24 protein-coding genes and 5 tRNA genes are annotated in these 24,483 nt (G+C 58.4%); 17 read left to right on the top strand and 12 right to left on the bottom strand.

All coding sequences use genetic code 11. The features are described from left to right. The first annotated feature begins 37 nt into the window (after positions 1 to 37). The 3 genes from ACP7B0_RS05975 to ACP7B0_RS05965 all read left to right on the top strand — a co-directional run bounded on the left by ACP7B0_RS05975 (position 38) and on the right by ACP7B0_RS05965 (position 1,643). Complete coding sequence (locus tag ACP7B0_RS05975; RefSeq protein WP_426140116.1) at positions 38 to 805, top strand: WecB/TagA/CpsF family glycosyltransferase; 768 nt, start codon at positions 38 to 40, stop codon at positions 803 to 805. A gap of 220 nt (positions 806 to 1,025) precedes the next feature. After that, positions 1,026 to 1,319 (top strand): hypothetical protein, encoded by a 294-nt coding sequence (locus ACP7B0_RS05970; RefSeq protein WP_426140115.1) that lies wholly within the window; start codon positions 1,026 to 1,028, stop codon positions 1,317 to 1,319. 51 nt (positions 1,320 to 1,370) lie between these two features. Next, a complete protein-coding gene (locus tag ACP7B0_RS05965; protein ID WP_426140114.1) occupies positions 1,371 to 1,643 on the top strand; it encodes a hypothetical protein in 273 nt (90 codons plus the stop codon). Positions 1,644 to 1,769: 126 nt separating this feature from the next. On the opposite strand, the gene ACP7B0_RS05960 is transcribed toward ACP7B0_RS05965, so the two are convergent. Beyond that, a tRNA-Thr gene (locus ACP7B0_RS05960) sits at positions 1,770 to 1,843 on the bottom strand. A gap of 103 nt (positions 1,844 to 1,946) precedes the next feature. Then, a complete protein-coding gene (locus tag ACP7B0_RS05955; RefSeq protein WP_426140112.1) occupies positions 1,947 to 2,354 on the bottom strand; it encodes a pilin in 408 nt (135 codons plus the stop codon). Between the two features lie 224 nt (positions 2,355 to 2,578). Between ACP7B0_RS05955 and pilB the strand changes: the two genes are divergently transcribed. From pilB to yacG, 5 genes are read left to right on the top strand one after another with little or no spacing between them, the layout of a single operon-like run. Then, complete coding sequence (gene pilB / locus ACP7B0_RS05950) at positions 2,579 to 4,276, top strand: type IV-A pilus assembly ATPase PilB (RefSeq protein WP_426140111.1); 1,698 nt, start codon at positions 2,579 to 2,581, stop codon at positions 4,274 to 4,276. A gap of 2 nt (positions 4,277 to 4,278) precedes the next feature. Then, on the top strand, positions 4,279 to 5,496 hold the full coding sequence (locus tag ACP7B0_RS05945) for a type II secretion system F family protein (RefSeq protein WP_426140109.1): 1,218 nt from the start codon (positions 4,279 to 4,281) through the stop codon (positions 5,494 to 5,496). A 2-nt stretch (positions 5,497 to 5,498) separates the two neighbouring features. Further along, positions 5,499 to 6,371 carry a prepilin peptidase gene (locus ACP7B0_RS05940; protein WP_426140108.1) on the top strand — a complete coding sequence of 291 codons (873 nt, stop codon included), beginning with the start codon at positions 5,499 to 5,501 and terminating at the stop codon, positions 6,369 to 6,371. Continuing rightward, positions 6,368 to 6,991 (top strand): dephospho-CoA kinase, encoded by a 624-nt coding sequence (gene coaE / locus ACP7B0_RS05935; protein WP_426140107.1) that lies wholly within the window; start codon positions 6,368 to 6,370, stop codon positions 6,989 to 6,991. The genes ACP7B0_RS05940 and coaE overlap by 4 nt, the downstream gene beginning before the upstream one ends. After that, positions 6,988 to 7,191 (top strand): DNA gyrase inhibitor YacG, encoded by a 204-nt coding sequence (yacG, locus tag ACP7B0_RS05930; protein ID WP_426140106.1) that lies wholly within the window; start codon positions 6,988 to 6,990, stop codon positions 7,189 to 7,191. Before coaE ends, yacG begins: the two co-directional genes overlap by 4 nt. A 23-nt stretch (positions 7,192 to 7,214) precedes the next feature. Here the strand turns inward: yacG and ACP7B0_RS05925 are convergent, their stop codons facing one another. From ACP7B0_RS05925 to ACP7B0_RS05915, 3 genes are read right to left on the bottom strand one after another with little or no spacing between them, the layout of a single operon-like run. Continuing rightward, positions 7,215 to 7,910 (bottom strand): energy-coupling factor ABC transporter permease, encoded by a 696-nt coding sequence (locus ACP7B0_RS05925; protein ID WP_426140105.1) that lies wholly within the window; start codon positions 7,908 to 7,910, stop codon positions 7,215 to 7,217. Further along, positions 7,907 to 8,374, bottom strand: coding sequence for a hypothetical protein (locus ACP7B0_RS05920; RefSeq protein WP_426140104.1), 468 nt, complete (start codon positions 8,372 to 8,374; stop codon positions 7,907 to 7,909). Before ACP7B0_RS05920 ends, ACP7B0_RS05925 begins: the two co-directional genes overlap by 4 nt. A gap of 33 nt (positions 8,375 to 8,407) precedes the next feature. Then, positions 8,408 to 8,866, bottom strand: coding sequence for a hypothetical protein (locus ACP7B0_RS05915; protein ID WP_426140103.1), 459 nt, complete (start codon positions 8,864 to 8,866; stop codon positions 8,408 to 8,410). Between the two features lie 175 nt (positions 8,867 to 9,041). On the opposite strand from ACP7B0_RS05915, the gene ACP7B0_RS05910 reads away from it, so the two are divergent. The 5 genes from ACP7B0_RS05910 to ACP7B0_RS05890 all read left to right on the top strand — a co-directional run bounded on the left by ACP7B0_RS05910 (position 9,042) and on the right by ACP7B0_RS05890 (position 13,947). Further along, a complete protein-coding gene (locus ACP7B0_RS05910; RefSeq protein ID WP_426140102.1) occupies positions 9,042 to 9,671 on the top strand; it encodes a DUF1780 domain-containing protein in 630 nt (209 codons plus the stop codon). Beyond that, the gene (locus ACP7B0_RS05905) at positions 9,668 to 10,177 is read left to right on the top strand and encodes an MOSC domain-containing protein (RefSeq protein WP_426140101.1); all 510 of its coding nucleotides are present in this window, start codon (positions 9,668 to 9,670) and stop codon (positions 10,175 to 10,177) included. Before ACP7B0_RS05910 ends, ACP7B0_RS05905 begins: the two co-directional genes overlap by 4 nt. 26 nt (positions 10,178 to 10,203) lie before the next feature. Continuing rightward, on the top strand, positions 10,204 to 10,374 hold the full coding sequence (locus ACP7B0_RS05900) for a DUF3094 family protein (protein WP_426140100.1): 171 nt from the start codon (positions 10,204 to 10,206) through the stop codon (positions 10,372 to 10,374). A 63-nt stretch (positions 10,375 to 10,437) separates the two neighbouring features. Next, the gene (locus ACP7B0_RS05895; RefSeq protein WP_426140098.1) at positions 10,438 to 11,736 is read left to right on the top strand and encodes an NAD(P)/FAD-dependent oxidoreductase; all 1,299 of its coding nucleotides are present in this window, start codon (positions 10,438 to 10,440) and stop codon (positions 11,734 to 11,736) included. Between the two features lie 726 nt (positions 11,737 to 12,462). Further along, the gene (locus tag ACP7B0_RS05890; protein ID WP_426140097.1) at positions 12,463 to 13,947 is read left to right on the top strand and encodes a diguanylate cyclase domain-containing protein; all 1,485 of its coding nucleotides are present in this window, start codon (positions 12,463 to 12,465) and stop codon (positions 13,945 to 13,947) included. A gap of 183 nt (positions 13,948 to 14,130) precedes the next feature. On the opposite strand, the gene ACP7B0_RS05885 is transcribed toward ACP7B0_RS05890, so the two are convergent. The 7 genes from ACP7B0_RS05885 to rluD form a co-directional block, all read right to left on the bottom strand. Beyond that, positions 14,131 to 14,207, bottom strand: a tRNA-Pro gene (locus tag ACP7B0_RS05885). Positions 14,208 to 14,309: 102 nt separating this feature from the next. Further along, positions 14,310 to 14,385, bottom strand: a tRNA-Lys gene (locus ACP7B0_RS05880). A gap of 5 nt (positions 14,386 to 14,390) precedes the next feature. After that, positions 14,391 to 14,467: transfer RNA gene (locus ACP7B0_RS05875), tRNA-Pro, on the bottom strand. A 21-nt stretch (positions 14,468 to 14,488) separates the two neighbouring features. Beyond that, positions 14,489 to 14,564: transfer RNA gene (locus ACP7B0_RS05870), tRNA-Asn, on the bottom strand. Positions 14,565 to 14,871: 307 nt separating this feature from the next. Beyond that, entirely contained in the window at positions 14,872 to 17,436 is a 2,565-nt protein-coding gene (gene clpB / locus ACP7B0_RS05865; RefSeq protein WP_426140096.1) for an ATP-dependent chaperone ClpB, read from the bottom strand. Between the two features lie 311 nt (positions 17,437 to 17,747). Further along, a complete protein-coding gene (gene pgeF / locus ACP7B0_RS05860) occupies positions 17,748 to 18,476 on the bottom strand; it encodes a peptidoglycan editing factor PgeF (protein ID WP_426140094.1) in 729 nt (242 codons plus the stop codon). Beyond that, the gene (gene rluD / locus ACP7B0_RS05855) at positions 18,473 to 19,435 is read right to left on the bottom strand and encodes a 23S rRNA pseudouridine(1911/1915/1917) synthase RluD (RefSeq protein ID WP_426140092.1); all 963 of its coding nucleotides are present in this window, start codon (positions 19,433 to 19,435) and stop codon (positions 18,473 to 18,475) included. Before rluD ends, pgeF begins: the two co-directional genes overlap by 4 nt. A gap of 148 nt (positions 19,436 to 19,583) precedes the next feature. Here rluD and ACP7B0_RS05850 point away from each other — a divergent pair, with 148 nt between their 5' ends. The 4 genes from ACP7B0_RS05850 to ACP7B0_RS05835 all read left to right on the top strand — a co-directional run bounded on the left by ACP7B0_RS05850 (position 19,584) and on the right by ACP7B0_RS05835 (position 24,161). Then, the gene (locus ACP7B0_RS05850; protein ID WP_426140091.1) at positions 19,584 to 20,597 is read left to right on the top strand and encodes an outer membrane protein assembly factor BamD; all 1,014 of its coding nucleotides are present in this window, start codon (positions 19,584 to 19,586) and stop codon (positions 20,595 to 20,597) included. 399 nt (positions 20,598 to 20,996) lie between these two features. Then, positions 20,997 to 21,236, top strand: a complete 240-nt coding sequence (locus ACP7B0_RS05845) for a PP0621 family protein (RefSeq protein WP_426140089.1) — start codon at positions 20,997 to 20,999, stop codon at positions 21,234 to 21,236. Continuing rightward, complete coding sequence (locus ACP7B0_RS05840) at positions 21,226 to 22,818, top strand: sensor histidine kinase (RefSeq protein ID WP_426140088.1); 1,593 nt, start codon at positions 21,226 to 21,228, stop codon at positions 22,816 to 22,818. Before ACP7B0_RS05845 ends, ACP7B0_RS05840 begins: the two co-directional genes overlap by 11 nt. A gap of 5 nt (positions 22,819 to 22,823) precedes the next feature. Continuing rightward, positions 22,824 to 24,161 (top strand): sigma-54-dependent transcriptional regulator, encoded by a 1,338-nt coding sequence (locus ACP7B0_RS05835; protein WP_426140839.1) that lies wholly within the window; start codon positions 22,824 to 22,826, stop codon positions 24,159 to 24,161. The last annotated feature ends 322 nt before the right edge of the window (positions 24,162 to 24,483 follow it).

Genomic DNA, 24,483 nt, shown 5'->3' with positions numbered 1-24,483 from the left:
GCGTGGTTCAACGCGATCACGCCTCAGGAGCAACCTTATGAAAGTGTTTGGCATCGAGTTTTATCATCGGCCGCGCCAGGAACTCATCCGGGAGCTCATAGCACTGAGCGACAGGCCGTTTCGTTACATCGTCACGCCCAATGTGGATCACATCGTGATGCTGGAGCATGACGGGGAGTTACGCAGGTCTTACCGCTACGCGGCTTACCGGCTGTGTGACAGCCGGGTGCTGTTCCCGTTGTTGAATCGACTCCATGCAAACATCGCCGAGGCGATCCCGGGCAGCACGTTGACACAAGAGCTGATCCAGATCGCCGAGCAACGCCGCTGGCCGGTAACGGTCATCGGTTGTGAACAGGACATCATTGCCACGTTGAAACAGAAGTACCCCTCGATCACCTTTCACCATCACAACCCGCCGATGGGTTTTATCGCCAACCCGCTGGAAATCGAACGCTCCATCTTGTTCATCAATCAACATCCGGCGCGTATGGTGGTGTTTTCGGTGGGTTCGCCCCGCCAGGAAATACTCGCGATGCGGGTGTACGAGCGCGGTGCCGCCGTGGGCATTGGCTTGTGCGTGGGTGCGTCACTGCTGTTTTTGTCGGGGAAGCACAGACGAGCGCCCGAGTGGATACAACGCCTGTCCCTGGAATGGCTGCATCGCTTCCTTCACGAACCCAGGCGGCTGGGCAAACGTTACGTCAAGGATGCCTACCGGATCATTCCGGCCATCTTCAAAGAGATCAGGAATGGGTCAGGGAAACGCCCGAATTCAGACAATGATCCACGAGGCCTGTCCTAGGCCCGGCGCACACCAGAGCGGCAATCGTGCTCCAACTGCCTTGAACCAGTGTAGCCCTCGATGATTTTTGTGCACGGCCTGTGTTGCAGTTCTGACAAACGTTCAACGCATTGTGGAGCAGAACCGGACATCGACGACGAGCGGTGCTGTACGGAAATGAATCTGTACTAAGTTGTACCCGAGCAGTGCAGGTGTATTTTGTCAGACGGGGGTCGCGCCAATGAACGACAGCCTGGTTGAAACGCTGAAAACCCAACGACGACTCGAGCTCCATCTGGCATTGGAGGCGTTGGGACAACCCGACGATCTACCGACCCGGATCTTCCGCATTGGCATCTTTTGCGGGCGGTTGCTGGAGCTTCAGCGCAACGGCGTCTTCACGTTCGCCGAATATCAGGAGTGGGCAGCCAATGCCTGCAGAGCGCTGGCCCATGGCGAATCGGCTGACCTGTCAGTGCAACTGGCCGAATGCATCTGGATACCGACAAACGAGAACCCATCCTCCAACCCTTAACAGCCAGGGTCTTACGCGCAGTCGGCCTCGGCGTGAACAACGGACACTGCCATGACTGCCAACTTCGTCTTCGACCCTGCCGCCACTTACGATGTAAAAGACCCCGATCAGAAAAACCCCGTCTGGCGCATCCAGAACCGCCGCGTCTACGCCTACCTCGAACACGACCCCCGCCGTGACTGGAGCGGCGACATTGGTATCCTCGTACTCGGCTCACCCCAAAGACTGGTGGACCACGAAGGGCATGACATGGCGTTTATCGACGGCCCGAAGGTGCGCTGCGTGGATGGGCGCAGTTTTGGGCTTTATGAAGTGAAGGGTTGAGGTTCAGATGGCGGTGAAGCCTATAGCTCGTTGGCGCGAGCAATAACGCAAAAAGCCCTGCATGTGCAGGGCTTTTTGTTTGGTGCGGTGCAAGGTGAAGCGAGCTGTGTAAAACGATGAAGCCGGTGCCGAAAACAGGAATCGAACCTGCGACCTTCGCGTTACGAGTGCGCTGCTCTACCGGGCTGAGCTATTTCGGCAGGTAGCGAGCAGTTTAACTCACACTGGCCACGATCTAGAACCTAAGTCAAAATAGGACTCAATTGAATTCTGCAAAATGGCTGAAATGAGCAGTTTAAATAACTACTTACAAAGCGGCGGCGTTGAAGTTGTGCAAGTACCAGTGACTGCCCACGTAATCCCTGTCTCGGCAAGCGTCGGAGTCAAGATGTAAGTCAGAGAATCGACTGCAGCTGTGCCAGTTGTTGTAATGCCCCCGTCTTTAACGGCTAGAGTTGCAATCACACCTTGGGCTGCCGCGATCGCTGCAGGGATACCATTGGTACCAGCATCACAACCGGTTTTGGTATTCAAGGTCTGGGCACAGATAGCTACAGCACTTTTATAGCCATCAGAGATGGAGATCACTTCCGTGAATTTAGCTTTTTTCACGTAGTTCTGATAAGCAGGCAGCGCCACAGCCGCCAAAATCCCGATGATCGCGACAACGATCATCAGTTCGATAAGGGTAAAGCCTTTTTGTGCCTTCATGAGTACTGCTCCGGAGTGTCAATAAGTTGTTGCCTATCCGGACAAAAGCATAGGTCGTGCCAACAAAACATTTACATGATCCATTGCTGCCTTCGTCCCGGCAGCAGGGTATTGAGTGCTCACTTACACGCACAAAGTGACATTTTCCGTCACATTGCCCTGCGTCATTGGCAGCACCGCTGGACTGCGCTATAAACCTCGCACTGTCTGTGTCTGGTGGTTTTATGAGTGATGTGGTCCTCACCGGTTTGGCCAAACAATTGGTTATTGCCGGGCTTCTCGATGAAAAAGCTGCGCAGCTGGCGTTCCAGCAAGCGCGGCGCGACAAGGTTTCGCTGGTCAATTACCTGGTGCAGAACAAGCTGGCCAAGGCGTTGGTCCTGGCGGAAATCGCCTCCGACCAGTTCGGCATTCCGTTTTTCGACCTGAAGAGCCTGGACAAGGACAGCCAGCCCAAAGGCCTGGTCAGCGAGAAGCTCGTTCGCCAGCATCAGGCGCTGCCGCTGTGGCGCCGTGGCAATAAGTTGTTTATCGGTGTGTCGGACCCGTCCAACCATCAGGCTGTCACGGACATCCAGTTCAATACCGGGCTTACCACCGAAGCGATTCTGGTTGAAGACGACAAACTCAGTGACGCCATCGAGAAGTTTTTCGACAGCGCCAGCGGCATGGGTGATTTGTCCGATGTCGATCTGGGCCTGGAAATCGAATCGGTCGATGACAGCAAAGAGAGCAGTCTGTCCGCCAAGGGTGATGCAGACGATGCCCCGGTGGTGCGCTTCGTCAACAAGATGTTGCTGGATGCCATCCGCCTCGGCTCCTCGGACTTGCATTTCGAACCCTACGAAAAAATGTTTCGGGTACGCCTGCGCACGGACGGCATCCTCCATGAAGTGGCCAAACCCCCGATTCATCTGGCCAATCGCATTGCGGCGCGCTTGAAAGTCATGGCCAGCCTGGACATTTCCGAGCGACGCAAACCCCAGGACGGTCGCATCAAGCTGCGCATCTCGAAAACCAAGTCCATTGATTTCCGGGTCAACACCCTGCCGACGCTGTGGGGCGAGAAAATCGTGATGCGGATTCTCGACCCCACCAGCGCCCAGATGGGCATTGACGCGCTGGGTTATGAACCTGATCAGAAAGCACTCTATCTGGAAGCCTTGCGCCAACCCCAAGGCATGATCCTGGTGACCGGCCCGACGGGCTCGGGTAAAACCGTGTCGCTGTACACCGGCCTGAATATCCTCAACACCGTGGACATCAATATTTCCACGGCAGAAGACCCGGTGGAGATCAACCTTGAGGGCGTCAATCAGGTCAACGTGAATCCCCGTCAAGGCATGGACTTTTCCCAGGCACTTCGGGCTTTCCTGCGTCAGGACCCTGACGTCATCATGGTGGGGGAAATCCGCGACCTGGAAACAGCAGAAATCGCCATCAAGGCGTCGCAAACCGGGCACCTGGTGCTTTCCACGCTGCACACCAACAGCGCCGCGGAAACCCTGACTCGCCTGCACCACATGGGTGTAGCGGCGTTCAATATCGCCACAGCCATCAACCTGATCATCGCCCAGCGTCTGGCGCGCAAGTTATGCCCCTACTGCAAGAAGGAAGTGGACATCCCCCGGGAGACGCTGATCAAGGAAGGTTTCCCGGCAGACAAAGTGGGCAGCTTCAAGATTTATGCGCCGGTGGGCTGCGACCTGTGTAACGGCGGTTATAAGGGCCGGGTGGGGATTTATGAGGTGGTCAAGAAAACTCCCGCGCTGGAGCGCATCATCATGGAAGAAGGCAACTCGCTGGATATTTCCATTCAGATGCGCAAGGACGGGTTTAATGATTTGCGCACGTCCGGCCTGATGAAAGCCATGCAAGGCATTACCAGCCTCGAAGAAGTCAACCGCGTGACCAAGGACTGACCATGGCCAGCAAAGCAGTCAAAGCCAGTATCTTTACCTGGGAAGGCACCGATAAGAAAGGCACGAAAATGACCGGCGAACTGACCGGGCATAATATCGCGCTGATCAAGGCTCAACTTCGCAAGCAGGGCATCAACCCCACCAAAGTCCGCAAGAAATCCGTCTCGATTTTCGGTCAAGGCAAGAAGATCAAGCCGCTGGATATCGCGTTCTTTTCCCGGCAAATGGCGACGATGATGAAGGCAGGGGTGCCGTTGTTGCAGTCCTTCGACATCATCATCGAAGGCGCTGACAACCCGAACATGCGCAAGCTGATCAATGATGTTAAGCAGGAAGTCGCCGCAGGTAACAGCTTTGCCACGGCGCTGAGGCAAAAACCGCAATATTTCGATGAGCTGTATTGCAGCCTGGTGGATGCCGGTGAACAGGCGGGTGCGCTGGAAAGCCTCCTGGACCGCGTCGCCACTTACAAGGAAAAAACAGAAGCACTCAAAGCCAAGATCAAAAAAGCAATGACCTACCCTATCGCCGTATTGGTGGTGGCTTTTATCGTTTCAGGCATTTTGCTGATTAAAGTGGTGCCGCAGTTCCAGTCAGTGTTTGCCGGCTTCGGGGCAGAGTTGCCAGCGTTCACATTGATGGTGATAGGGCTTTCCCAAATTGTTCAGCAATGGTGGCTCATTATTCTTGGGGTGATGGTCGCGGCGTTTTTTCTATTCAAACGTGCCTACAAACAGTCACAAAAGTTTCGTGACAGCATTGACCGTGGCTTGTTGAAACTCCCGGTAATCGGCCCTTTGTTATACAAGTCTGCGGTGGCTCGATATGCACGCACGCTGTCCACGACGTTCGCGGCAGGCGTTCCGCTGGTAGAAGCGCTGGACTCTGTGGCGAGCGCCACCGGTAACGTGGTGTTCAAAAATGCGGTCATGAAGATCCGACAGGACGTCTCGACCGGCATGCAGCTTAACTTCTCCATGCGCGCCACTGGCGTGTTCCCGAGTCTGGCAATCCAGATGACAGCAATCGGTGAAGAATCCGGTGCCCTGGATTCGATGCTCGACAAGGTTGCCACGTATTACGAGGACGAAGTCGATAACCTGGTCGACAGCCTGACCAGCCTCATGGAACCCATGATCATGGCGGTACTTGGCGTGATGGTCGGCGGTCTGGTTATCGCTATGTATCTACCCATATTCAAACTCGGGGATGTCGTCTAGAAATGCCTCTTTTTGACTTCCTGGCCAGCTCACCGCTGGCTTTTGTTTTATCCGCGCTCGTCCTGGGTTTGCTCGTCGGCAGCTTCCTCAATGTGTTGATCTACCGCCTGCCCATCATGATGGAACAGGACTGGAAAGCGCAGTCCCGGGAAATGCTGGGCTTGCCCGCCGAATCGGCAGGCGAAACCTTCAACCTGATCCTGCCGCATTCACGCTGCCCCCATTGCGCCCACCGGATTCGCCCATGGGAAAACCTCCCGGTGTTGAGCTATCTGTTTCTGGGCGGTAAATGCTCCCGTTGCAAGGCGCCGATCAGCAAACGCTACCCATTGGTGGAACTGGCGTGCGGTGTGCTGTCGGTGTTTATCGCCTGGCATTTCGGTTTCGGCTGGCAAGCGGGCGCGATGCTGGTGCTGACCTGGGGCTTGTTCGCCATGAGCCTGATCGACGCTGACCATCAACTGCTGCCGGATTCACTGGTGCTGCCGTTGCTGTGGCTGGGTCTGATCGTCAACGCCTTCGGTCTGTTTACCAGCCTTGGGGATGCCTTGTGGGGCGCGGTGGCGGGTTATCTGACCTTGTGGTCGGTGTTCTGGCTGTTCAAACTGGTCACCGGCAAGGAAGGCATGGGCCAGGGCGACTTCAAGTTACTGGCCATGCTGGGCGCGTGGGGCGGCTGGCAGATCCTGCCGCTGACCATTCTAATGTCGTCGCTGGTGGGCGCGATTCTGGGCCTGATCCTGCTGCGTTTGCGCAGCGTGGCAACCAGTACGCCAATTCCCTTTGGTCCTTATCTGGCCATCGCAGGCTGGATCGCTTTGCTCTGGGGTGGTCAAATAACCGACTCTTATTTGCAGTTTGCCGGTTTCAAATGACCAACAGCGCTTTCAAACCCTGGATTCTCGGCCTCACCGGCGGTATCGGTAGCGGCAAAAGCGCTGCGGCGCAGTGTTTTATCGACCTCGGGATTCACGTGGTCGACGCCGATCACGCCGCCCGTTGGGTGGTGGAACCGGGCCGCCCTGCCCTGGCCCGCATCGTCGAGCATTTCGGCCCCACCGTGTTGCAGGCCGACGGCACCCTCAATCGCAGTGCCTTGCGAGGCTTGATCTTCGAGCACCCTGACGAGCGACGCTGGCTGGAAGCCCTGCTGCATCCACTGATTGCGCAAGAGATCCAGCGCGACCTGGCCAGCGCAACCTCGCCTTACGCGATCCTGGTCTCGCCATTGCTGATCGAGTCGGGCCAGTACAAGCTGACCCAGCGCGTGCTGGTGATCGACGCCCCTCAACAACTGCAAGTGGAGCGCACCATGCTGCGCGACAGTTCCAGCCAGGAGCAGGTCCAGGCCATTCTCAAGGTCCAGGCCAGTCGCGAAGAACGCTTGAACCATGCCGACGATGTGCTGGTCAACGACCGGGATCACGCCTGGCTGCGAAGCGAAGTCCAGCGGCTGCATCACTTTTACTTAATCTTGCGTGGAGGCCAGTCATGAGCCAACCAACAACCGTCGACTGCCCAACCTGTGGCGCACCCGTGGAATGGAGCGCGGCCAGCCCTTCCCGGCCGTTTTGCTCCGAGCGCTGCAAATTGATCGATCTGGGCGCGTGGGCGTCGGAAGAACACGCCATCCCGGTCAGCCCGGACGCCGAAGACGAACTGTTCTCCGGCGACCTGCCCCCACGCGGGCACTGATGCACACAAGCCCCGGGCACACCTCAGGTGTCGTCGCCCGGGCGCTTTTCGTTCCAGGGTGCTGACAGGTAGCGTGTGCGATTGAACGTCTCCAGCCATTCAGGGCTGAAGACCACCAGGGCGCTGACGATCATGCCGTTGATGAACGCTTCGGGAAAAATGATCAGCCACAGGTAACCGACAAAGTCCGATAACCAGATCGGCATTTCGAACAGCTCTTCAAACCACAGCACGCCCAACGCCACCAGCAGGCACAACAAGGTGGCCAGCGCGGCAGCGAGAAACCCCGAACAGAAGATGTACACAAACGGGCTTTTGGGTTGCGCGCGCTCCACCAGGATCGCGCAGGCTTCCGTGACCAACACCGGCAGCCCGATGAACAGCAAACCGTTGACCCCCATCGCCGCCAGATCCTGTCGCCCCATGGCCAACAGGCCGATCTGCGCCACCAGCCCGCCCACCAGCGCCAATGGCCAGTCCAGCAGCAGGGTAACGGCCGTCATGCCAATGAAGTGGTACGACACGCCCGTGTCGAAATCACGCCGTACCAACCACAGCAGGAACAGCGCGAAGACAGTGCCGAACAACAGGTGCTGACGGCGGCTGTCGGTGAACAGCTCAACCCAGGGCGAACGCCAGATCGCCCAACACAGCACCGGCACGTACAACAGCCAGGCGGTTGTCATGGTTTCCGGGGTCAGGACCTGGGCGCTGATCATGGCTGTTCCAGGGCCATGCGCAGTTCGTCAGGGCCGTTGAATTCCCGACGCGACGCCAGTTTGCCGTCTTTGAGCTGCAACCATTGCACCTTGCTCGGATCGCCGCCGTAGCCGGGCGCAATCAACGCCTCGCGGTCCAGTGCGACCCGGTAGGAATACACCTTGCGCATCTTCGGCACCGCGAAAAACCGGGTAATCAGCGCTGGCATGGGTTTGATGTCGGCAATGAACACGGTGCGGCGCGCTTCGAGAAAGCCTTTGGGTTTGTCCTTGAGCGCTTTTTCCATGGTCTTGCCCGCGCTCATGCTGCTGGCCACCAGGATCGTCTGAGTGGTGTGCTCATCCATCACGTAAGGTTCGTCGAATTGGTCCAACAGGCTCCAGGACGGCACAGGATCGCCGATTTCAATGGCCTGCGCAGTGAGCGGCAGCAAGACGAATAGCAGGATCGGCCAAAGCTTCAAACGTGAGTTCCTCCGTTGTGGACCCGTTATGTATCAGTGTTCCAGCGCCTCACGCAGCTGTTCGGCCGTGCTGAATTGCTGTTGTTTCACCACGCGGCCGTCATGCAACTCAAGCCACAGGACCTTGTCAGCGTCACCCGCGTAACGCGGCACGACACGGCCGTCGCGGTCGAGCATCACGCGATAGGAATAGGCGCGCATCGACGGCACGGCAAACATTTTGGCGATCAAGGCGGGCATCTTCTGAATGTCCGCGACGAACACCGTGTGGCGCGCCTCGAGAAACCCCTTGGGCTTGTCTTGCAGAGCCGCGTTCACCAATTTGGCGGCATCCATGCTGCGGGCCACCAGCAACGTCTGAGTCTGGTCGTTGAGCGTGTAAGGCTCGTCGAATTGATCAAGCAGCGTCCATGACGCGATGTGTTCGCCGGGCTGCACAGCCTGAGCGGCGAACGGCAATAAACTTAACAGCAGAATTGGCCAGAGTTTCAAGCGCGGGTGCTCCCGGGACGGTTCTAAAACCACAGGATAGCCGAGATGATCTGACAGATCGCTGTGTAGCAACGTCGCATGCCGATTGATACCGAGCAGACATGAACCCGGCGCTTTGCACCCGGACGCTAAACATCCTTTCAGTTATAGCCAATTGGACGCTAAGCTTGGGCCTATGGATGACTCTGACTATCTTCGCCTGCTCACGATCCAGGCCGAACAAGCCAACGCGTTCCTCTCCAATGCGCGTAAGTGGGAGCGTGAGCGTTGGGTTTGTCAGCGATTATTGCAGGGCCTGAACATCCCCCACCGCAATGAGGACTTCCACGCCGCCGGCCAGGAGCCGCCCGATGTGCTGTTTCGTGACGCCTGCTTCGAGGTGTTTTTCGTGCTTGATGAAGGCCGTCGTCTTAATGACGAGTGGCGCGAAGAACTGGCGCGGCGGCGCAGTGCGTTTTCCCTGAGCCAACTGGTGCGCCGCGAGGCCAAGCCCAAGCGCATACCCGCGCCGGAGCTGTTGCAGCGCCTGGGCCCCACGCTACGAAAAAAAGCTCACAACTACCGCGAGCGCGGGCTGGACCTGGGGGAACTGGACATCATCGCGTTCGCCAGTCTCAAGCGCGAGGTGCTGGACCTGAACAGCCACTTCCCACCGCCCACCGAATACCTGCGCCAGGGCTGGCGCTCGTTGTCTCTGGTGGGCCCCACGTTTGCCAGGGTGCTGTTCGCCCACCCCGATGCCCCGGAATTTTTGCGGACCAATCTGGGTCGTAGCGTTGTCTTTGATGTTGGAATCAGTTTATGAGCCCCCTGCAAGAACTGCTGGCTGATGTACCCCAGCAAGGCCGCGTGCGCTGGATCGGTGTGCGCCCCGAGTCTCGCGGCGACATGATCGTGCTGGACGCCGTTGAGGCGCGGCGCGAAGCGGGCCTGACCGGCGACCACGCACGCCCCGGCCCGCGTAACGCTCGCCAGGTCACATTGATTCAGTGGGAACATCTGCCGGTGATCAGTTCATTGCTGGGCCGCGCCGCCGATCAGCCCATACTGCCTCAGGACATGCGCCGTAACCTGGTGATCAGCGGCATCAATCTGTTCAGCCTCAAAGGCCGACGCTTCAGGATTGGCCAGGCGATTCTGGAAACCACAGGCTGGTGCCAACCCTGCGCCCGTCTGGAGCAACGCCTCGGGCGCGGCACGTTTCAGGCTGTTCGCGGCCATGGCGGAATCACCGCACGGGTGCTACAAGGCGCAATCATTCGCCTTGATGACGCGTTGCACGTCGAACCGCTGAATTTCACCCCCGAGTAGCCGTTCAATCCAAGAGGCTTACTTATATGCCCAGCCGCCTGAACCCTGACGACCAACGACGTGTCGAAGAGTACCTGCAAGCCCCGCAGCATCAAGTCGAGCGTCGACCTTTCCGGCCGTGGCTGCTCCTGATCATCGTGGTGGCTGCAGTGGTCGGCCTGGGTTTGTTGAGCCGCCTGTTGAGCTATCTGACGTGAGCCGCGTGCTCGCGCAGCGTCAGCCTCGCCCCCCGAATTCCGTAAACCTTATGAGATATCCCTATGACGCATCGTATTGTCATCGTTGGCGGAGGTGCCGGCGGTCTGGAGTTGGCGACCCGTCTGGGTAAGACCCTGGGCAAGAAAGGCACCGCCAGCGTCACGCTGGTGGACGCCAATCTGACCCACATCTGGAAACCGTTGTTGCACGAAGTGGCGGCTGGCTCGCTGAACTCCTACGAGGACGAGCTGAACTACGTGGCGCAAGCCAAGTGGAATCACTTTCAGTTTCAGCTCGGCCGTATGACTGGCCTGGACCGCGCGCAACGCCAGGTGCACCTGGCCGCGACACTGGACGAAAACGGCCTGGAGCTGGTGCCTGCGCGCAGCCTGGATTATGACTCGCTGGTTATTGCCGTCGGCAGCACCACCAACGACTTCAACACCCAAGGGGCGGCAGACCACTGTCTGTTTCTGGATACGCGCCAGCAGGCCGAGAAATTTCATCAGCAATTGCTCAACCATTATTTACGGGCCCATGCCGGACAAACCGACATCACCGAAGAAATCACCGTGGCCATTGTCGGTGCAGGCGCGACGGGGGTTGAGTTGGCGGCCGAGCTGCACAATGCCGCCCACGAACTGGCCGCCTACGGTCTGGGCCGGATCAAGCCGGAAAACCTGCGCATCACCTTGATAGAGGCAGGCCCTCGCGTGTTGCCGGCGCTGCCTGAGCGAATTGGCGGCCCGGTGCACACCACGCTGGAAAAACTCGGCGTCACGGTCCTGACCAACGCCGCCGTCAGCGAAGTCACTGCCGACAGCCTGATCACCGCCAGCGGCCAAGTGATTCCCGCTACGCTGAAGGTCTGGGCGGCCGGTATTCGAGCGCCGGTATTCCTGCATGAGCTGGACGGTCTGGAAAGCAACCGCATCAACCAGTTGCAGGTGCGAACCACGCTGCAAACCACTCGCGACGACAATGTCTTTGCCTTCGGTGATTGCGCAGCCTGCCCGCAGAAAGGCTCGGACCGCAACGTTCCGCCCCGCGCCCAGGCAGCGCATCAACAAGCGTCATTGCTGGTCAAATCGTTGCGCCTGCGCATCGAAGGCAAGCCGCTGCCTGCGTACAAATATACCGATTACGGCTCGTTGATCTCGCTGTCCAAGTTCTCCGCCGTGGGCAATCTGATGGGGAACCTGATGGGCAGCGTCATGCTGGAAGGCTGGCTGGCGCGGATGTTCTACATCTCCCTGTATCGCATGCACCAGATGGCGTTGTACGGCACCTTCCGCACCCTGATGCTGGTGCTCGGCAGCCGCATCGGCAAAGGCACGGAACCGAGGATGAAGCTGCATTGATGCAATGAATGCGCTTCAGGGGGAGATGAGTCTGCGCGCCGCCGACTTTTCTGAACCCTCCGGTGCAGGCACTGAAATGCCAGTGAGCCTGCACCCACCCCACCCGGGAACGTCCATTCTTTAAATGCGTTCAAACGCTTTGGCGAACCTATCGGGATGCCGGTCAATATTAGTGACGGCCCCACGCGTTCGATTTCGAAATAGCTTCTGATAATAATAAAGTCTGTACGCACATGAAGAATGCAACTTTCGGCCTTCGCCAAGACAATATATTGGCGTCAAAACGAAGTTAAAGAGTGTGCGCCCGATATTCGGGTTGGTTGCATGTTACTTGCTCGGGTCCGTTAATCACGCGTGTATTTGTCTGTGTTCGCTATCGAAGCCGGGAGGGTCATGTGACACAATAGACGAAGCTTGACGAGCCCGACGCAGCCGCGTTGGGCGATTAATCACGTAACAAAAATGCAATGAACGGGACGCATCGCCAAAGGCCGTCACGTTACTTGAGCAGCACCCCTCAACTTTTTTTACGCGTTATTAATTCGCCGTGTGTGATCGGGATCAACGATCGCTGTCTTTTCACACCCCTGAATCCTGCGCACTGAGTCGAGATGTTTTTGCATTAATTCAATACGCGCCGCTGCCCGTTTTTGGCTGAGCGTATTGAGAGCATCACGTTAATGGTCCAAGACAATCGTTCGAGTCACTTGCCTTTGGGAATCGGTGATGATCGCACCCATTGAAAATTTCTGGCAGCGTCCCGGATTGCTGTTCTGCGCGCTGCTTATGCTGGTCCATTTTGCCAGTGTCAAATTGACATTTTTTTGCGCTGTAACCCCGGACAACGTCGTCGTCGTATGGCTACCCAATGCGGTGTTGCTGGCGGCGTTGCTGCGTTTTCGCGGACAGCGCATGCTGCTGCTCGCGGCGGTCACCTTTGGCTCTGACGTACTGGCCAGCGTTGGCGCTTTTTCATGGCAAGAGGCTGTTCCGCTCAGCGCGGTGAACGTGTTTGAAGTGCTTGTTACCTATGCGCTACTCAGGCGCAGCGGGGCCTCACTGCGCCTGCAGCGACTGGAAGATCTGGTCAAATTCGTGCTTGCCGGCCCCGTGACGGGCGCACTCCTGGCCAGCCTGATGGCTGCCTTCGTCTTGCAGCACGTTGCCGGTGCCACCACCAGCTACCTCACCCTCGTGCGACTTTGGTGGTTTGGTGACGCGCTCGGGTTGCTTATCTATACGCCACTCCTGCTGACCCTGACCCAGCGTGCGCAACAACACATGCACCTGACCTGGCTCGACAAAGCGTTGCTGACCACCCTGGTGCTGATCACTGCTTCCTTCGCCACCCACCACTATGACGGCAACCTGGACGAAATAACGGTCACGCCCACGCTACTACTGCCCGGCGCTGCGATTATTGCGTTTCGCTTCGGAGTCCGCTCGACGGCCGTCTTCGTCGCACTGGTTTCATTGTCGATGACCATGATGATGACCTCAGGCTTCAAACCTTTCGGTGATATGCCCATTCAACTGGAAGTGCTGCGGGCGCAGGAGTTCATTTTTACGCTGAGCCTTATCGGCGTCGGGTTTTCTGTTCTGGTCAAGGAAATGCAACTGCGCGAGCTGGAACTGGAAGCCCGCGTGCGTCTGCGCACACAAGAGCTGGAACTGTCGAACCGGCAACTGGCGACGATCAGCGCAACCGATGGTTTGACGGGCATCCCCAATCGTCGCCAGTTTGACAAGACCCTGACAACCGAGTGGGGCCGTGCGCGCCGCAACGGTCAGCAGTTGATGCTCGCCATGATCGATGTCGACTGGTTCAAACAATACAACGACCACTACGGCCACCAGGCCGGGGATGAAGTCTTGCGCCGGGTGGCGTCTGAGCTGACATCCCTCGTGCGTCGTAGCGGCGACTTCGTGGCACGCTACGGCGGAGAGGAATTTGCGATCATCCTGCAGTCAACCAGTGAGGAGCATGCAGCAGCGTTTGCCGAGATGCTTTGTCGGGAGATTGCGCAACTCCGGTTGCCTCACAACATGTCGCCCCTCAAGCACCTCACGGTGAGCGTGGGGGTCGCAGTCCTTCGCCCCGATGGGCAAACCAGCATTACGGGCTTCCTGAGGGCCGCAGACACGGCGCTCTACCGCGCCAAACAGCGGGGCCGTAATCGAGTGGAGCTGGCAACAGAGGTGATGAGTTAGACCACTGCGCGCCGCGACTGGAAGCAGGCGATCAACCGTCAATGCGCCGTTGTATGCACCTATTCACGAGCAACAGCAAACTTGCCAGGATAACTGACTTCATCAACATCGGATGCACATAAACCACAGACGCAAAAAAGCCCGATTTTAGCACCAGGCTTAAATCAGGCTTATTTGTAAATATGGTCGGGGTAAGGGGATTCGAACTCCTGACATCCTGCTCCCAAAGCAGGCGCGCTACCGGACTGCGCTATACCCCGTTTGAAACTTTTTAAAGACGCCTCAACCAGCCGTCTGCGATGTGATGCTAATGGCATCAGATCTATAAGATTCGGCCCCGGCATTGCTGCTGAGGCCAAAAATGGTGGGTCGTGTGGGATTCGAACCTACGACCAATTGGTTAAAAGCCAACTGCTCTACCAACTGAGCTAACGACCCAAAAATGGTCGGGGTAAGGGGATTCGAACTCCTGACATCCTGCTCCCAAAGCAGGCGCGCTACCGGACTGCGCTATACCCCGATACAGCTACATATTGAAATCTGGCTCCACGACCTGGACTCGAACCAGGGACCCAGTGATTAACAGTCACTTGCTCTACCAACTGAGCTATCGCGGAACTTATCGATTTCAGATGCAACTTCTACAACTTTACAGCTCTGAACTAACGCGCTGTTAACGTGTTAATTCATCCTCTTCGATGTGTTTGCATCGCTGCGTTCACGTCTCTGAGGCGCGCTATTCTACAATTTTAAAAACAGGTGTCAACCCCCCAAATTGCTTTGAAGACAATGATTTGCGATTTTTTTTCAGATCGCCTTTCAAGCCAGAGAAATCAGGGTCTGGTGGTCAATCATCCATTGCAACCCTCAACAGCGGCCGCCTGCTGGCGATAGATGCTTCACCAGCAAGCGGCCTTCTGCTTATCAGGCAAATACGATCTCGTCGTTCACCACCGTGCCTGTGACACTCGAACCGGGCATCAAGCCGCCCGACAGGATCAACTGCGCCAACGGGTTCTCGATCCAGCGCTGTATCGCACGTTTCAACGGACGCGCGCCGTACACCGGGTCGTACCCCACGGCAATAAGCTTGTCCATCGCCTCAGGGCTCAGTTCAAGCGTGAGTTCGCGCTCGGTCAAGCGAGCACGCAGACGGCTGAGCTGAATATCAGTGATGCCGGCGATCTGGTCGCGAGCCAATGGTTCGAAGATGACGACTTCATCAATCCGGTTGACGAACTCCGGCCGGAAGTGGGTACTCACCGCGTCCATGACCGCTGCACGTTGCGCTTCACGATCTCCCACCAGTTCCTGAATCTGTACCGAGCCCAGGTTGGAGGTCATGACGATCACCGTGTTGCGGAAGTCCACGGTGCGACCATGGCTGTCGGTCAAACGCCCGTCTTCGAGCACTTGCAGCAGGATGTTGAAGACATCCGGATGCGCTTTCTCGACCTCGTCCAGCAGGATCACCGAATAAGGCTTGCGACGCACCGCCTCGGTCAGGTAACCGCCCTCTTCATAGCCGACATAGCCTGGCGGTGCGCCGATCAGCCGTGCCACGGAATGTTTCTCCATGAACTCGGACATGTCGATCCGCACCATGGCCTCTTCAGTGTCAAAGAGGAATTCGGCCAACGCCTTGCACAGCTCGGTTTTACCCACGCCGGTCGGGCCGAGGAACATGAACGAACCGCTGGGGCGATTAGGGTCGGACAACCCGGCGCGGGAACGACGCACGGCGTTCGACACGGCAACCACGGCTTCGTCCTGCCCGATCACGCGCTGGTGCAACAGGCTTTCCATTTTCATCAGCTTGTCGCGCTCGCCTTCGAGCATCTTCGACACGGGAATACCAGTCCACTTGGACACGACTTCCGCGATCTCCTCCTCGGTGACCTTGCTGCGCAGCAACTGGTTTTCCGGCTTGCCGTGTTGATCGACCATCTGCAGGCTGCGCTCCAGGTCGGGAATGATCCCGTACTGCAGTTCAGCCATGCGATTGAGATCACCGCGACGACGGGCGGCTTCCAGCTCCTGACGCGATTGCTCGATCTTTTGCTGGATCTGCGCGGAACCTGTGACCTCGGCTTTTTCCGAGGTCCAGATCTCTTCGAGATCCGCGTATTCACGCTCCAGCCGGACAATCTCTTCCTGAAGTTTTTCCAGGCGCTTGATCGCCGCTTCATCGTCCTCTTTCTTGAGGGCCTGGGATTCGACCTTGAGCTGGATCAACCGGCGCTCGAGACGATCAAGCACTTCCGGCTTGGAGTCGATTTCCATGCGAATACGGCTGGCCGCTTCGTCGATGAGGTCGATCGCCTTGTCCGGCAACTGACGGTCGGTGATATAGCGATGGCTCAGCTTGGCCGCCGCAATGATCGCGCCGTCGGTAATGGCCACTTTATGGTGGACTTCGTAACGTTCTTTCAGGCCACGCAGAATCGCGATGGTGTCTTCTTCGCTAGGCTCTTCCACCAGCACTTTCTGGAAGCGACGCTCAAGGGCCGCGTCCTTTTCTATGTATTGGCGGTACTCATTGAGCGTGGTGGCACCCACGCAGTGCAACTCACCACGGGCCAGAGCGGGCTTGAGCATGTTGCCAGCGTCCATCGAGCCTTCGCCTTTACCGGCGCCGACCATGGTGTGCAACTCGTCTATAAACAGAATGATCTGCCCTTCCTGCTTGGACAGCTCGTTCAGCAGGGACTTCAGACGCTCCTCGAACTCGCCGCGAAACTTGGCGCCCGCGATCAACGACCCCATGTCCAGGGACAGCAAGCGCTTGCCCTTGAGGCCATCCGGCACTTCGCCATTGATGATGCGCTGGGCCAGACCTTCGGCAATCGCGGTTTTACCCACGCCAGGCTCACCGATCAGGACCGGGTTGTTTTTGGTGCGGCGTTGCAGCACCTGAATGGTCCGACGAATTTCATCGTCGCGGCCGATGACCGGATCAAGCTTGCCTTCTTCGGCGCGCTTGGTCAGGTCGACCGTGTATTTATCCAGCGCCTGACGTGACTCTTCGACATTGGCGTCATTGACTGCCGCACCGCCGCGCAGGTTGTTGATGGCGTTCTCGAGGGCTTTTTTGCTGACGCCCTGGCCAAGCAGCAACTTGCCCATCTTGCTGTTCTCGTCCATGGCGGCGAGCAGCACCAGTTCGCTGGAAATAAACTGATCGCCCTTTTGCTGTGCCAGGCGATCCGCCTGATTCAGCAGGCGCGCCAGATCCTGTGACATGTTGACGTCACCGGTGGGGTTCTGGATTTTTGGCAGTTGGTCGAGCTCTTTGCTCAGTTCCTTGCGCAGGCTGTTGACGTCAAAGCCAACCTGCATCAGCAACGGCTTGATGGTGCCGCCTTGCTGCTCAAGCAACGCCTGCATCAAATGTGCAGGTTCAATGGCCGGATGGTCGAGGCCGACCGCCAGTGATTGTGAATCCGATAACGCTAACTGTAATTTGCTGGTCAATCTATCGATACGCATTTGTCACCTTCCTATATAAGCAGGCCGGAGCAATGAACACACATAGAGGGTCTGTTATCGTTTCAGCACGAGCGGCGTTGCTGCGTTTCTCGACGCTCATTCGAAAAACCAAACTTCGCGTCTCTCGCCTTGCCTCGCGGCAAAACGGGCTCCGGCGCGGCCGTGCTGAAACGGTAACAGACCCTCGAGAAAACCTGCTGGATGCCAGATAGATGCGGGCGATTGTGCGAGATTCAAGCGGCGTTTGATTGATGCAGGTCAGAGTTGCTGCGTAGCAAGCCTAGCTGGCCTGCGGACAGGCTGCCGATCAATCAGGCGCGATCAATCCAGATCAGCGACGCAAAACGACCATTGCGGGGGCTGCGGCGATAGGAATAAAAGCGAGGATCCGTGAAGGTGTCGAAGCCGCCGCCATACACATCCGTAACTCCGTGGGCTGCAAGGCGCAGACGCCCGAGGGCGTAGAGGTCCGCCATGAAGCGTCCGGGGTTTTCGCTCGGTATAAACGCTTCAGCGGTGTGCGGATGAAGGCTTATAAACGCTTCACGCACTTCCGGCCCCACTTCGAATGACTGTTGGCCAATCGCGGGACCGAGCCAGACCATGATCTGCTCAGGCGGCACGCCCAGGCTGTCGGCCGTTGCTTCCAGAATCCCGGAGGCCAGCCCGCGCCAACCCGCATGGGCGGCGGCAACGCGTGCGCCGTCCAGCGTGCAAAACAAGGCAGGCAGGCAATCGGCGGTCATGATGGTGCAGGCGATGCCCGGCGTTGCCGTCCAGCTGGCGTCGGCTTCCACGACACGCGTCGGGTCCGCTTGGGTGACGCCAAGGCCGTGGACCTGCTTCAACCAGGCGGGACGGACGTTCAGGGTCGAGGTGAGGTGCAACCGATTGCTGGCGACGGCTTGCGGATCGTCATCCACATGATCGCCCAGATTCAGCGCGTCGAACGGCGCCAGACTGACGCCACCCTCGCGGGTCGTGACACAGGATTTGATCCCCGCAGGCGCGGGCCAGTCGGGAATCAACCAGTCATTCACCCGATGAACGCCTCGCGATCCTGCTTGAGCAACGACAGCAGCCAGACGAAATCGTCAGGCAGCGGCGATTCCCAGCTCATGCGCTTACCGCTGATCGGATGGTCCAGCTCAAGGAAACGAGCGTGCAGGGCCTGGCGCGGGAAGTTTTTCAACGACTCGACCATGGTCATACTGGCCGCTGGCGGAATACGGAAACGACCACCGTAGGCCGGATCGCCGACCAACGGATAGTTGATATGCGCCATGTGGACGCGGATCTGGTGCGTACGACCGGTTTCCAGCTTGACCCGCACATGGGTGTGGGAGCGGAAACGCTCCAGCACGCGGTAATGACTGACGGCCTGTTTGCCGCCTTCCATGACCGCCATGCGCTGGCGCTGCTGACCGTGACGGCCAATCGGCGCGTCGATCTTGCCGCCGGAAGTGACAACGCCGATCACGATGCACTCGTAAATACGGCTGACCGTGCGGCTTTGCAGCTGAGTCACCAGCTGGGTCTGGGCCTGAATCGTCTTGGCCACCACCATCAGACCAGTGGTGTCCTTGTCCAGACGATGCACGATGCCCGCACGCGGGACGTTGATGATGTCCGGAACGTGGTGCAACAGGGCATTGAGCAGCGTGCCGTCGGCGTGACCGGCAGCGGGATGGACAACCAGCCCGGTAGGCTTGTTGATCACCAGAATTTGATCGTCCTCGTAGACGATATCGAGCGCAATATCCTGCGCAACCCATTCACCCTGGGCTTCCTGCTCGGCGATGAGCTGCAAAACAGCGCCGCCATGGACGATGTCACGTGGGCGCAATACGCCTCCGTCCACCGTCAGGCGACCGTCCTTGATCCAGGCGGAGAGGCGCGAGCGCGAGTGCTCAGCGAATAATTGTGCGGCGACTTGATCGAGGCGTTGACCGCCCAAATCGGACGGCACCTCTGCGCGAAGTTCTATATTTTCGGACATGGCCAGACTAGGTGGCGGCTAGCCTTTGGTTTCGGCAGCGCGCTTGTGGTTAAATACGGCGTCTTTTGCCCCGGGGGTTCCGCGGGGCGCCCATCATAACAGGACGGTCACGCCCAAGACAGCGACCGTTATAGGGACGCAAGCCGCCATGCAAGTGAAACACCTGCTGCTGATAGCCATCCTCGCACTCACCGCTGCCTGTTCGTCAAAGGAAGTGATCGACGAAAATCTGAGTGAAGTCGAGCTGTACCAGCAGGCGCAGGCCGATCTGGTTAATAACAGCTATAGCACTGCGACTGACAAGCTCAAGGCACTGGAATCGCGCTACCCGTTCGGTCGCTACGCTGACCAGGCACAGCTCGAACTCATCTACTCGAACTACAAGAGTGGTGAGCCGGAGGCTGCGAAGTCGGCCGCCGAGCGTTTCATCCGCCTGCACCCGCAGCACCCGAACGTGGACTACGCCTACTACATGAAAGGCCTGACCTCTTTCGATCAGGACGTCGGCCTGTTGGCCCGATTCCTGCCGCTGGACCAGACCAAACGTGACCCGGGCGCGGCCCGCGACTCGTTCAACGAGTTCGCTCAGTTGACCAGCCGCTTCCCGAACAGCCGTTATTCCCCTGATGCCAAGCAACGCATGATCTACCTGCGCAATCTGCTGGCCTCCTACGAAATCCACGTAGCCGACTACTACCTGACTCGTCAGGCCTATGTAGCCTCGGCCAACCGCGGTCGTTACGTGGTCGAAAACTTCCAGGAAACCCCTTCGGTGGGTGACGGCCTGGCGGTCATGGTCGAGTCGTATCAGCGTCTGCACCTGGACGATCTGGCGGCCACCAGCCTTGAAGTGCTCAAGGCCAACTACCCGAACCACCCGCAACTGGTGGACGGTCAGTTCGTACCGCGTGAAGCCGAAGCCGACAACCGCTCGTGGCTGTCCAAGGCAACACTGGGCCTGATCGAGAGCAGCCCGCCGCTGCCACCGGGCGAGACCCGTGCCAACCAGGACGTGATCAAGCAATACGAAGATGCCAAGCAAGCCATCCCTCGCGAACTTCTGCCTGAGAACCAGGACGAAATCGACGAGCAGGAACGCGAAGCAAAAGGCACTAAAAGCCGTTCGTGGTTCAGCTACATGACGCTGGGCCTGTTCGACTGATTGACCGATGCGTGAGAAAGAGGCCTTCGGGCCTCTTTTTCGTTGGAGCGAGGCTTGCCCGCGAAGAACGACAACTCGGTGGGCCTGGTTCACCGCGGCGCCTGATTCGCGGGCAAGCCTCGCTCCAACGGGGCCACTGCGGCGTCTTGGACAACGGGCTGTTCGACTGATTGATCGATGCGTGAGAAAGAGGCCTTCGGGCCTCTTTTTCGTTGGAGCGAGGCTTGCCCGCGAAGAACGACAACTCGGCGGGCCTGATTCACCGTAGCGCCTGATTCGCGGGCAAGCCTCGCTCCAACGGGGCCACTGCGGCGTCAGGGATAACGGGCGATCTCGTACAGAGACACAACAGTCACTCCTTCGCTACACTGCGAAATCTCAATCACCAAGCTGATAGTCATGATTCGCTTAATTATGTGGGTTGCACTGATCGCGGCAGCCGTATGGTTCATCAAGCGTCTGCTCAACCCGCCCGCCAAAAAATCCAGAGCGGCACCGCCGGAGGTTGCTGCTGCCCCCATGGTCCGTTGCGCCCAATGCGGCGTTCACTTGCCCCGTGATCGCGCCCTGAGCCAGGATCAACAGTGGTATTGCAGCGAGGCACATCGGCTGGAAGGCCCCGCTAAACGTGATCGCTGAGGCGTTATCCCTGGGCAGCCCACAAGCGCAGCGGATTCTGCGGCTGTATCACCTGTATCGACTGACCATCGGCATCATGCTGGTGCTGTTGATTTCCAGCGGCATGGACCATGAACTGCTGGAAATCGTCAGCCCCAGCCTGTTTCAGGCCGGTTGCTGGCTGTATCTGGTGTTCAACATCCTGGTTGTCGTGCTGCTGGACCGTCCTGACCACAAAGCACAGCTGTTCGTCCTGGCCATGATCGACGCCATCATGCTGTCGGGATTGTTTTATGCCGCCGGCGGTCCACCCAGCGGCATCGGCAACCTGCTGATCGCATCAGTGGCCATCAGCAACGTCCTGCTGCGTGGCCGCGCCGGCGTGTTGATCGCTGCCGTCTCGGCCATCGGCATTATTTACCTGACGTTCTACATCAGCTTCAGCAACCCTTCGGCCGCCAGCCATTATGTTCAGGCGGGCTCGTTGGGTGCCCTGTGCTTCGCCGCCGCCCTTTTGGTGCAGGCGTTGACGCGGCGGCTGCACCTGAGCGAAGTGCTGGCCGAACAGCGCGCAGCCGATGTCGACAACCTGGAAGAACTCAATGCGCTGATCCTGCAGCGCATGCGCACCGGGATTCTGGTGCTGGACGCCCGTCGCCAAGTGGTTCTGGCCAACCAGAGCGCACTGATTTTGCTCGGGCATGAGAGCCTGATGGGCGAGGTTATCGACACCTACGCCCCTCAGTTGGTAACGCGCTTTCGCCAATGGCTGATCAATCCGGTGCTGGTCCCGCAGAGCATCTCTACGTCAGCCATCGGACCGATTCTAAGGCCGACATTCATTGCCCTTAATCGCGGCGAACAGCGTCAGACGCTGATTTTTCTCGAAGACCTGTCCCAGATTTCCCAACAGGCGCAACAACTGAAGCTCGCCGCGCTGGGTCGCCTGACGGCCGGGATAGCCCATGAAATCCGCAACCCGCTTGGCGCAATCAGCCACGCGGCGCAACTGCTGGACGAGTCCGAAGCTTTGGAAGGCAGTGACCGCCGCCTGATTCAGATCATTCAGGATCAGTCACAACGCATGAACCGGGTCATTGAAAACGTGCTGCAACTGTCGCGGCGCCGCCAGGCAGAGCCGCAGATGCTTGATCTCAAGGTCTGGCTTGAGCAGTTCGTCGCCGAGGCACGCTCCCGCGCCCTGCCCTCCCAGACCCTTCATCTGGAGATTGAAGCGGAGCCTCTTACCACCCGCATGGACCCGGAACAACTCGCCCAGGTGGTGAGCAATCTGCTGCAAAACGGTTTGCGCTACAGTGGTAAGCAGCATGAACACGCGCAAGTCTGGCTGCGCTTGTTCCGGGACCCGCGCAGCGAGTTGCCGGTACTGGAAGTACTCGACGACGGCCCCGGGGTGGCCGAGGAGCATTTGAGCAAGCTCTTCGAGCCGTTCTACACCACTGAAAGCAAAGGCACCGGTTTGGGTCTTTATCTTTCAAGAGAGCTTTGCGAGAGCAATCAGGCGCAGCTGGATTACACCTTTCGGGAAGGTGGCGGCAGTTGTCTGCGTATCACCTTCGCCCACCCGTTGAAGTTGAGTTGACCATGATCCAGCGGCAGAAAATTCTGATCGTCGACGATGAACCGGACATTCGCGAACTCCTGGAAATCACCCTTGGCCGAATGAAGCTCGACACCCGTAGCGCCCGCAACGTCAAGGAAGCCCATGAATGGCTGGCACGGGAAGCCTTCGACCTGTGCCTGACCGACATGCGCCTGCCCGACGGCAACGGCCTGGAGCTGGTCCAGCACATCCAGCAACGTCATTCACAGGTGCCGGTGGCGATGATCACCGCCTATGGCAACCTCGACACCGCGATTCATGCGCTCAAGGCCGGGGCGTTCGACTTCCTGACCAAACCCGTGGACCTGGGCCGTCTTCGGGAACTGGTGAGCAGTGCCCTGCGCTTGCAAGTGCTCGGTCAGAGCGAACGCAGCATCGACCGACGCCTGCTGGGGGACTCGCCGCCCATTCACGCCTTGCGTCAGCACATCGCCAAGCTGGCCCGCAGCCAGGCACCTATCTACATCAGTGGCGAATCCGGCAGTGGCAAAGAACTGGTCGCCCGGCTGATTCATGAACAAGGCCCGCGCAGCGAACGCCCTTTCATTCCGGTTAACTGCGGGGCCATACCCGCCGAGCTGATGGAAAGCGAGTTCTTCGGCCACCGCAAAGGCAGCTTCAGCGGCGCGCACGAGGACAAGCCCGGGCTGTTTCAGGCGGCGAACGGCGGTACGTTGTTTCTGGATGAAGTCGCCGATCTGCCCTTGACGATGCAGGTCAAACTGCTGCGCGCCATACAGGAAAAATCCATACGCAGCATCGGAGACCAGCAGGAGCAAGTGGTGGATGTGCGGATCCTTTGCGCGACCCACAAAGACTTAAGCGTCGAAGTCGCCGCCGGCCGCTTCCGCCAGGACTTGTATTACCGCCTGAACGTCATCGAACTGGCCGTGCCGCCCTTGCGAGAGCGCCGCGAAGACATTGATCAACTGGCCACTCATCTGCTGCAACGCCTGGCAAACAGCTCAGGGCTGCCACTGGCCCGCCTTGAGCCTAAGGCCCTGTCCGCGCTGAAAAGCTATAGATTCCCCGGAAACGTGCGCGAACTGGAAAACATCCTGGAGCGCGCCTACACCCTGTGTGAAAACGACCGCATCGACATCAGCGACTTGCGCCTAACCCCATCGCCCAGCACGGCCGAACAGAGCGAACACAACCTCGCGGACATCGACAATCTGGAAGATTATCTGGAAAACATCGAACGCAAGATCATCCTCCAGGCACTGGAAGAAACCCGCTGGAATCGCACCGCTGCGGCCCAGCGCCTGAACCTGACGTTCAGGTCGATGCGCTACCGGCTCAAAAAGCTCGGCCTGGAATAGATTCTAAAACCGTAGGAGCGAGGCTTGCCCGCGAAGGCTCGTTTCAGACGATGGATATGTCGACTGGAGTACCGATTCGCGGGCAAGGTGGATCGCCACCCCGGTAGCTCCTTGTATGTCGCCAGCACGCATTGGCGAGTTGACGATCCAGGGTGGCGCCTGTTGAATCGGGTAGCACTCACACCCTTTTCAGCGTTGCGCACTGAGGTTCCGTCCTGACGGCCGGGTCCATTTTGTCGTGGCAAAATAGACGAAAACCGTTTGCGCTGACGTCCGGCCCCTGCTTCGCAGGGGTTCCTTCGCTCCGGTGCCGTGGTGTGGG

This window comes from Pseudomonas sp. DWP3-1-2, from assembly GCF_049896285.1.
Taxonomy (GTDB): domain Bacteria; phylum Pseudomonadota; class Gammaproteobacteria; order Pseudomonadales; family Pseudomonadaceae; genus Aquipseudomonas.
Note: the sequence above shows the minus strand (reverse complement) of the source record. Positions and strands in the feature narration are given on the sequence as shown.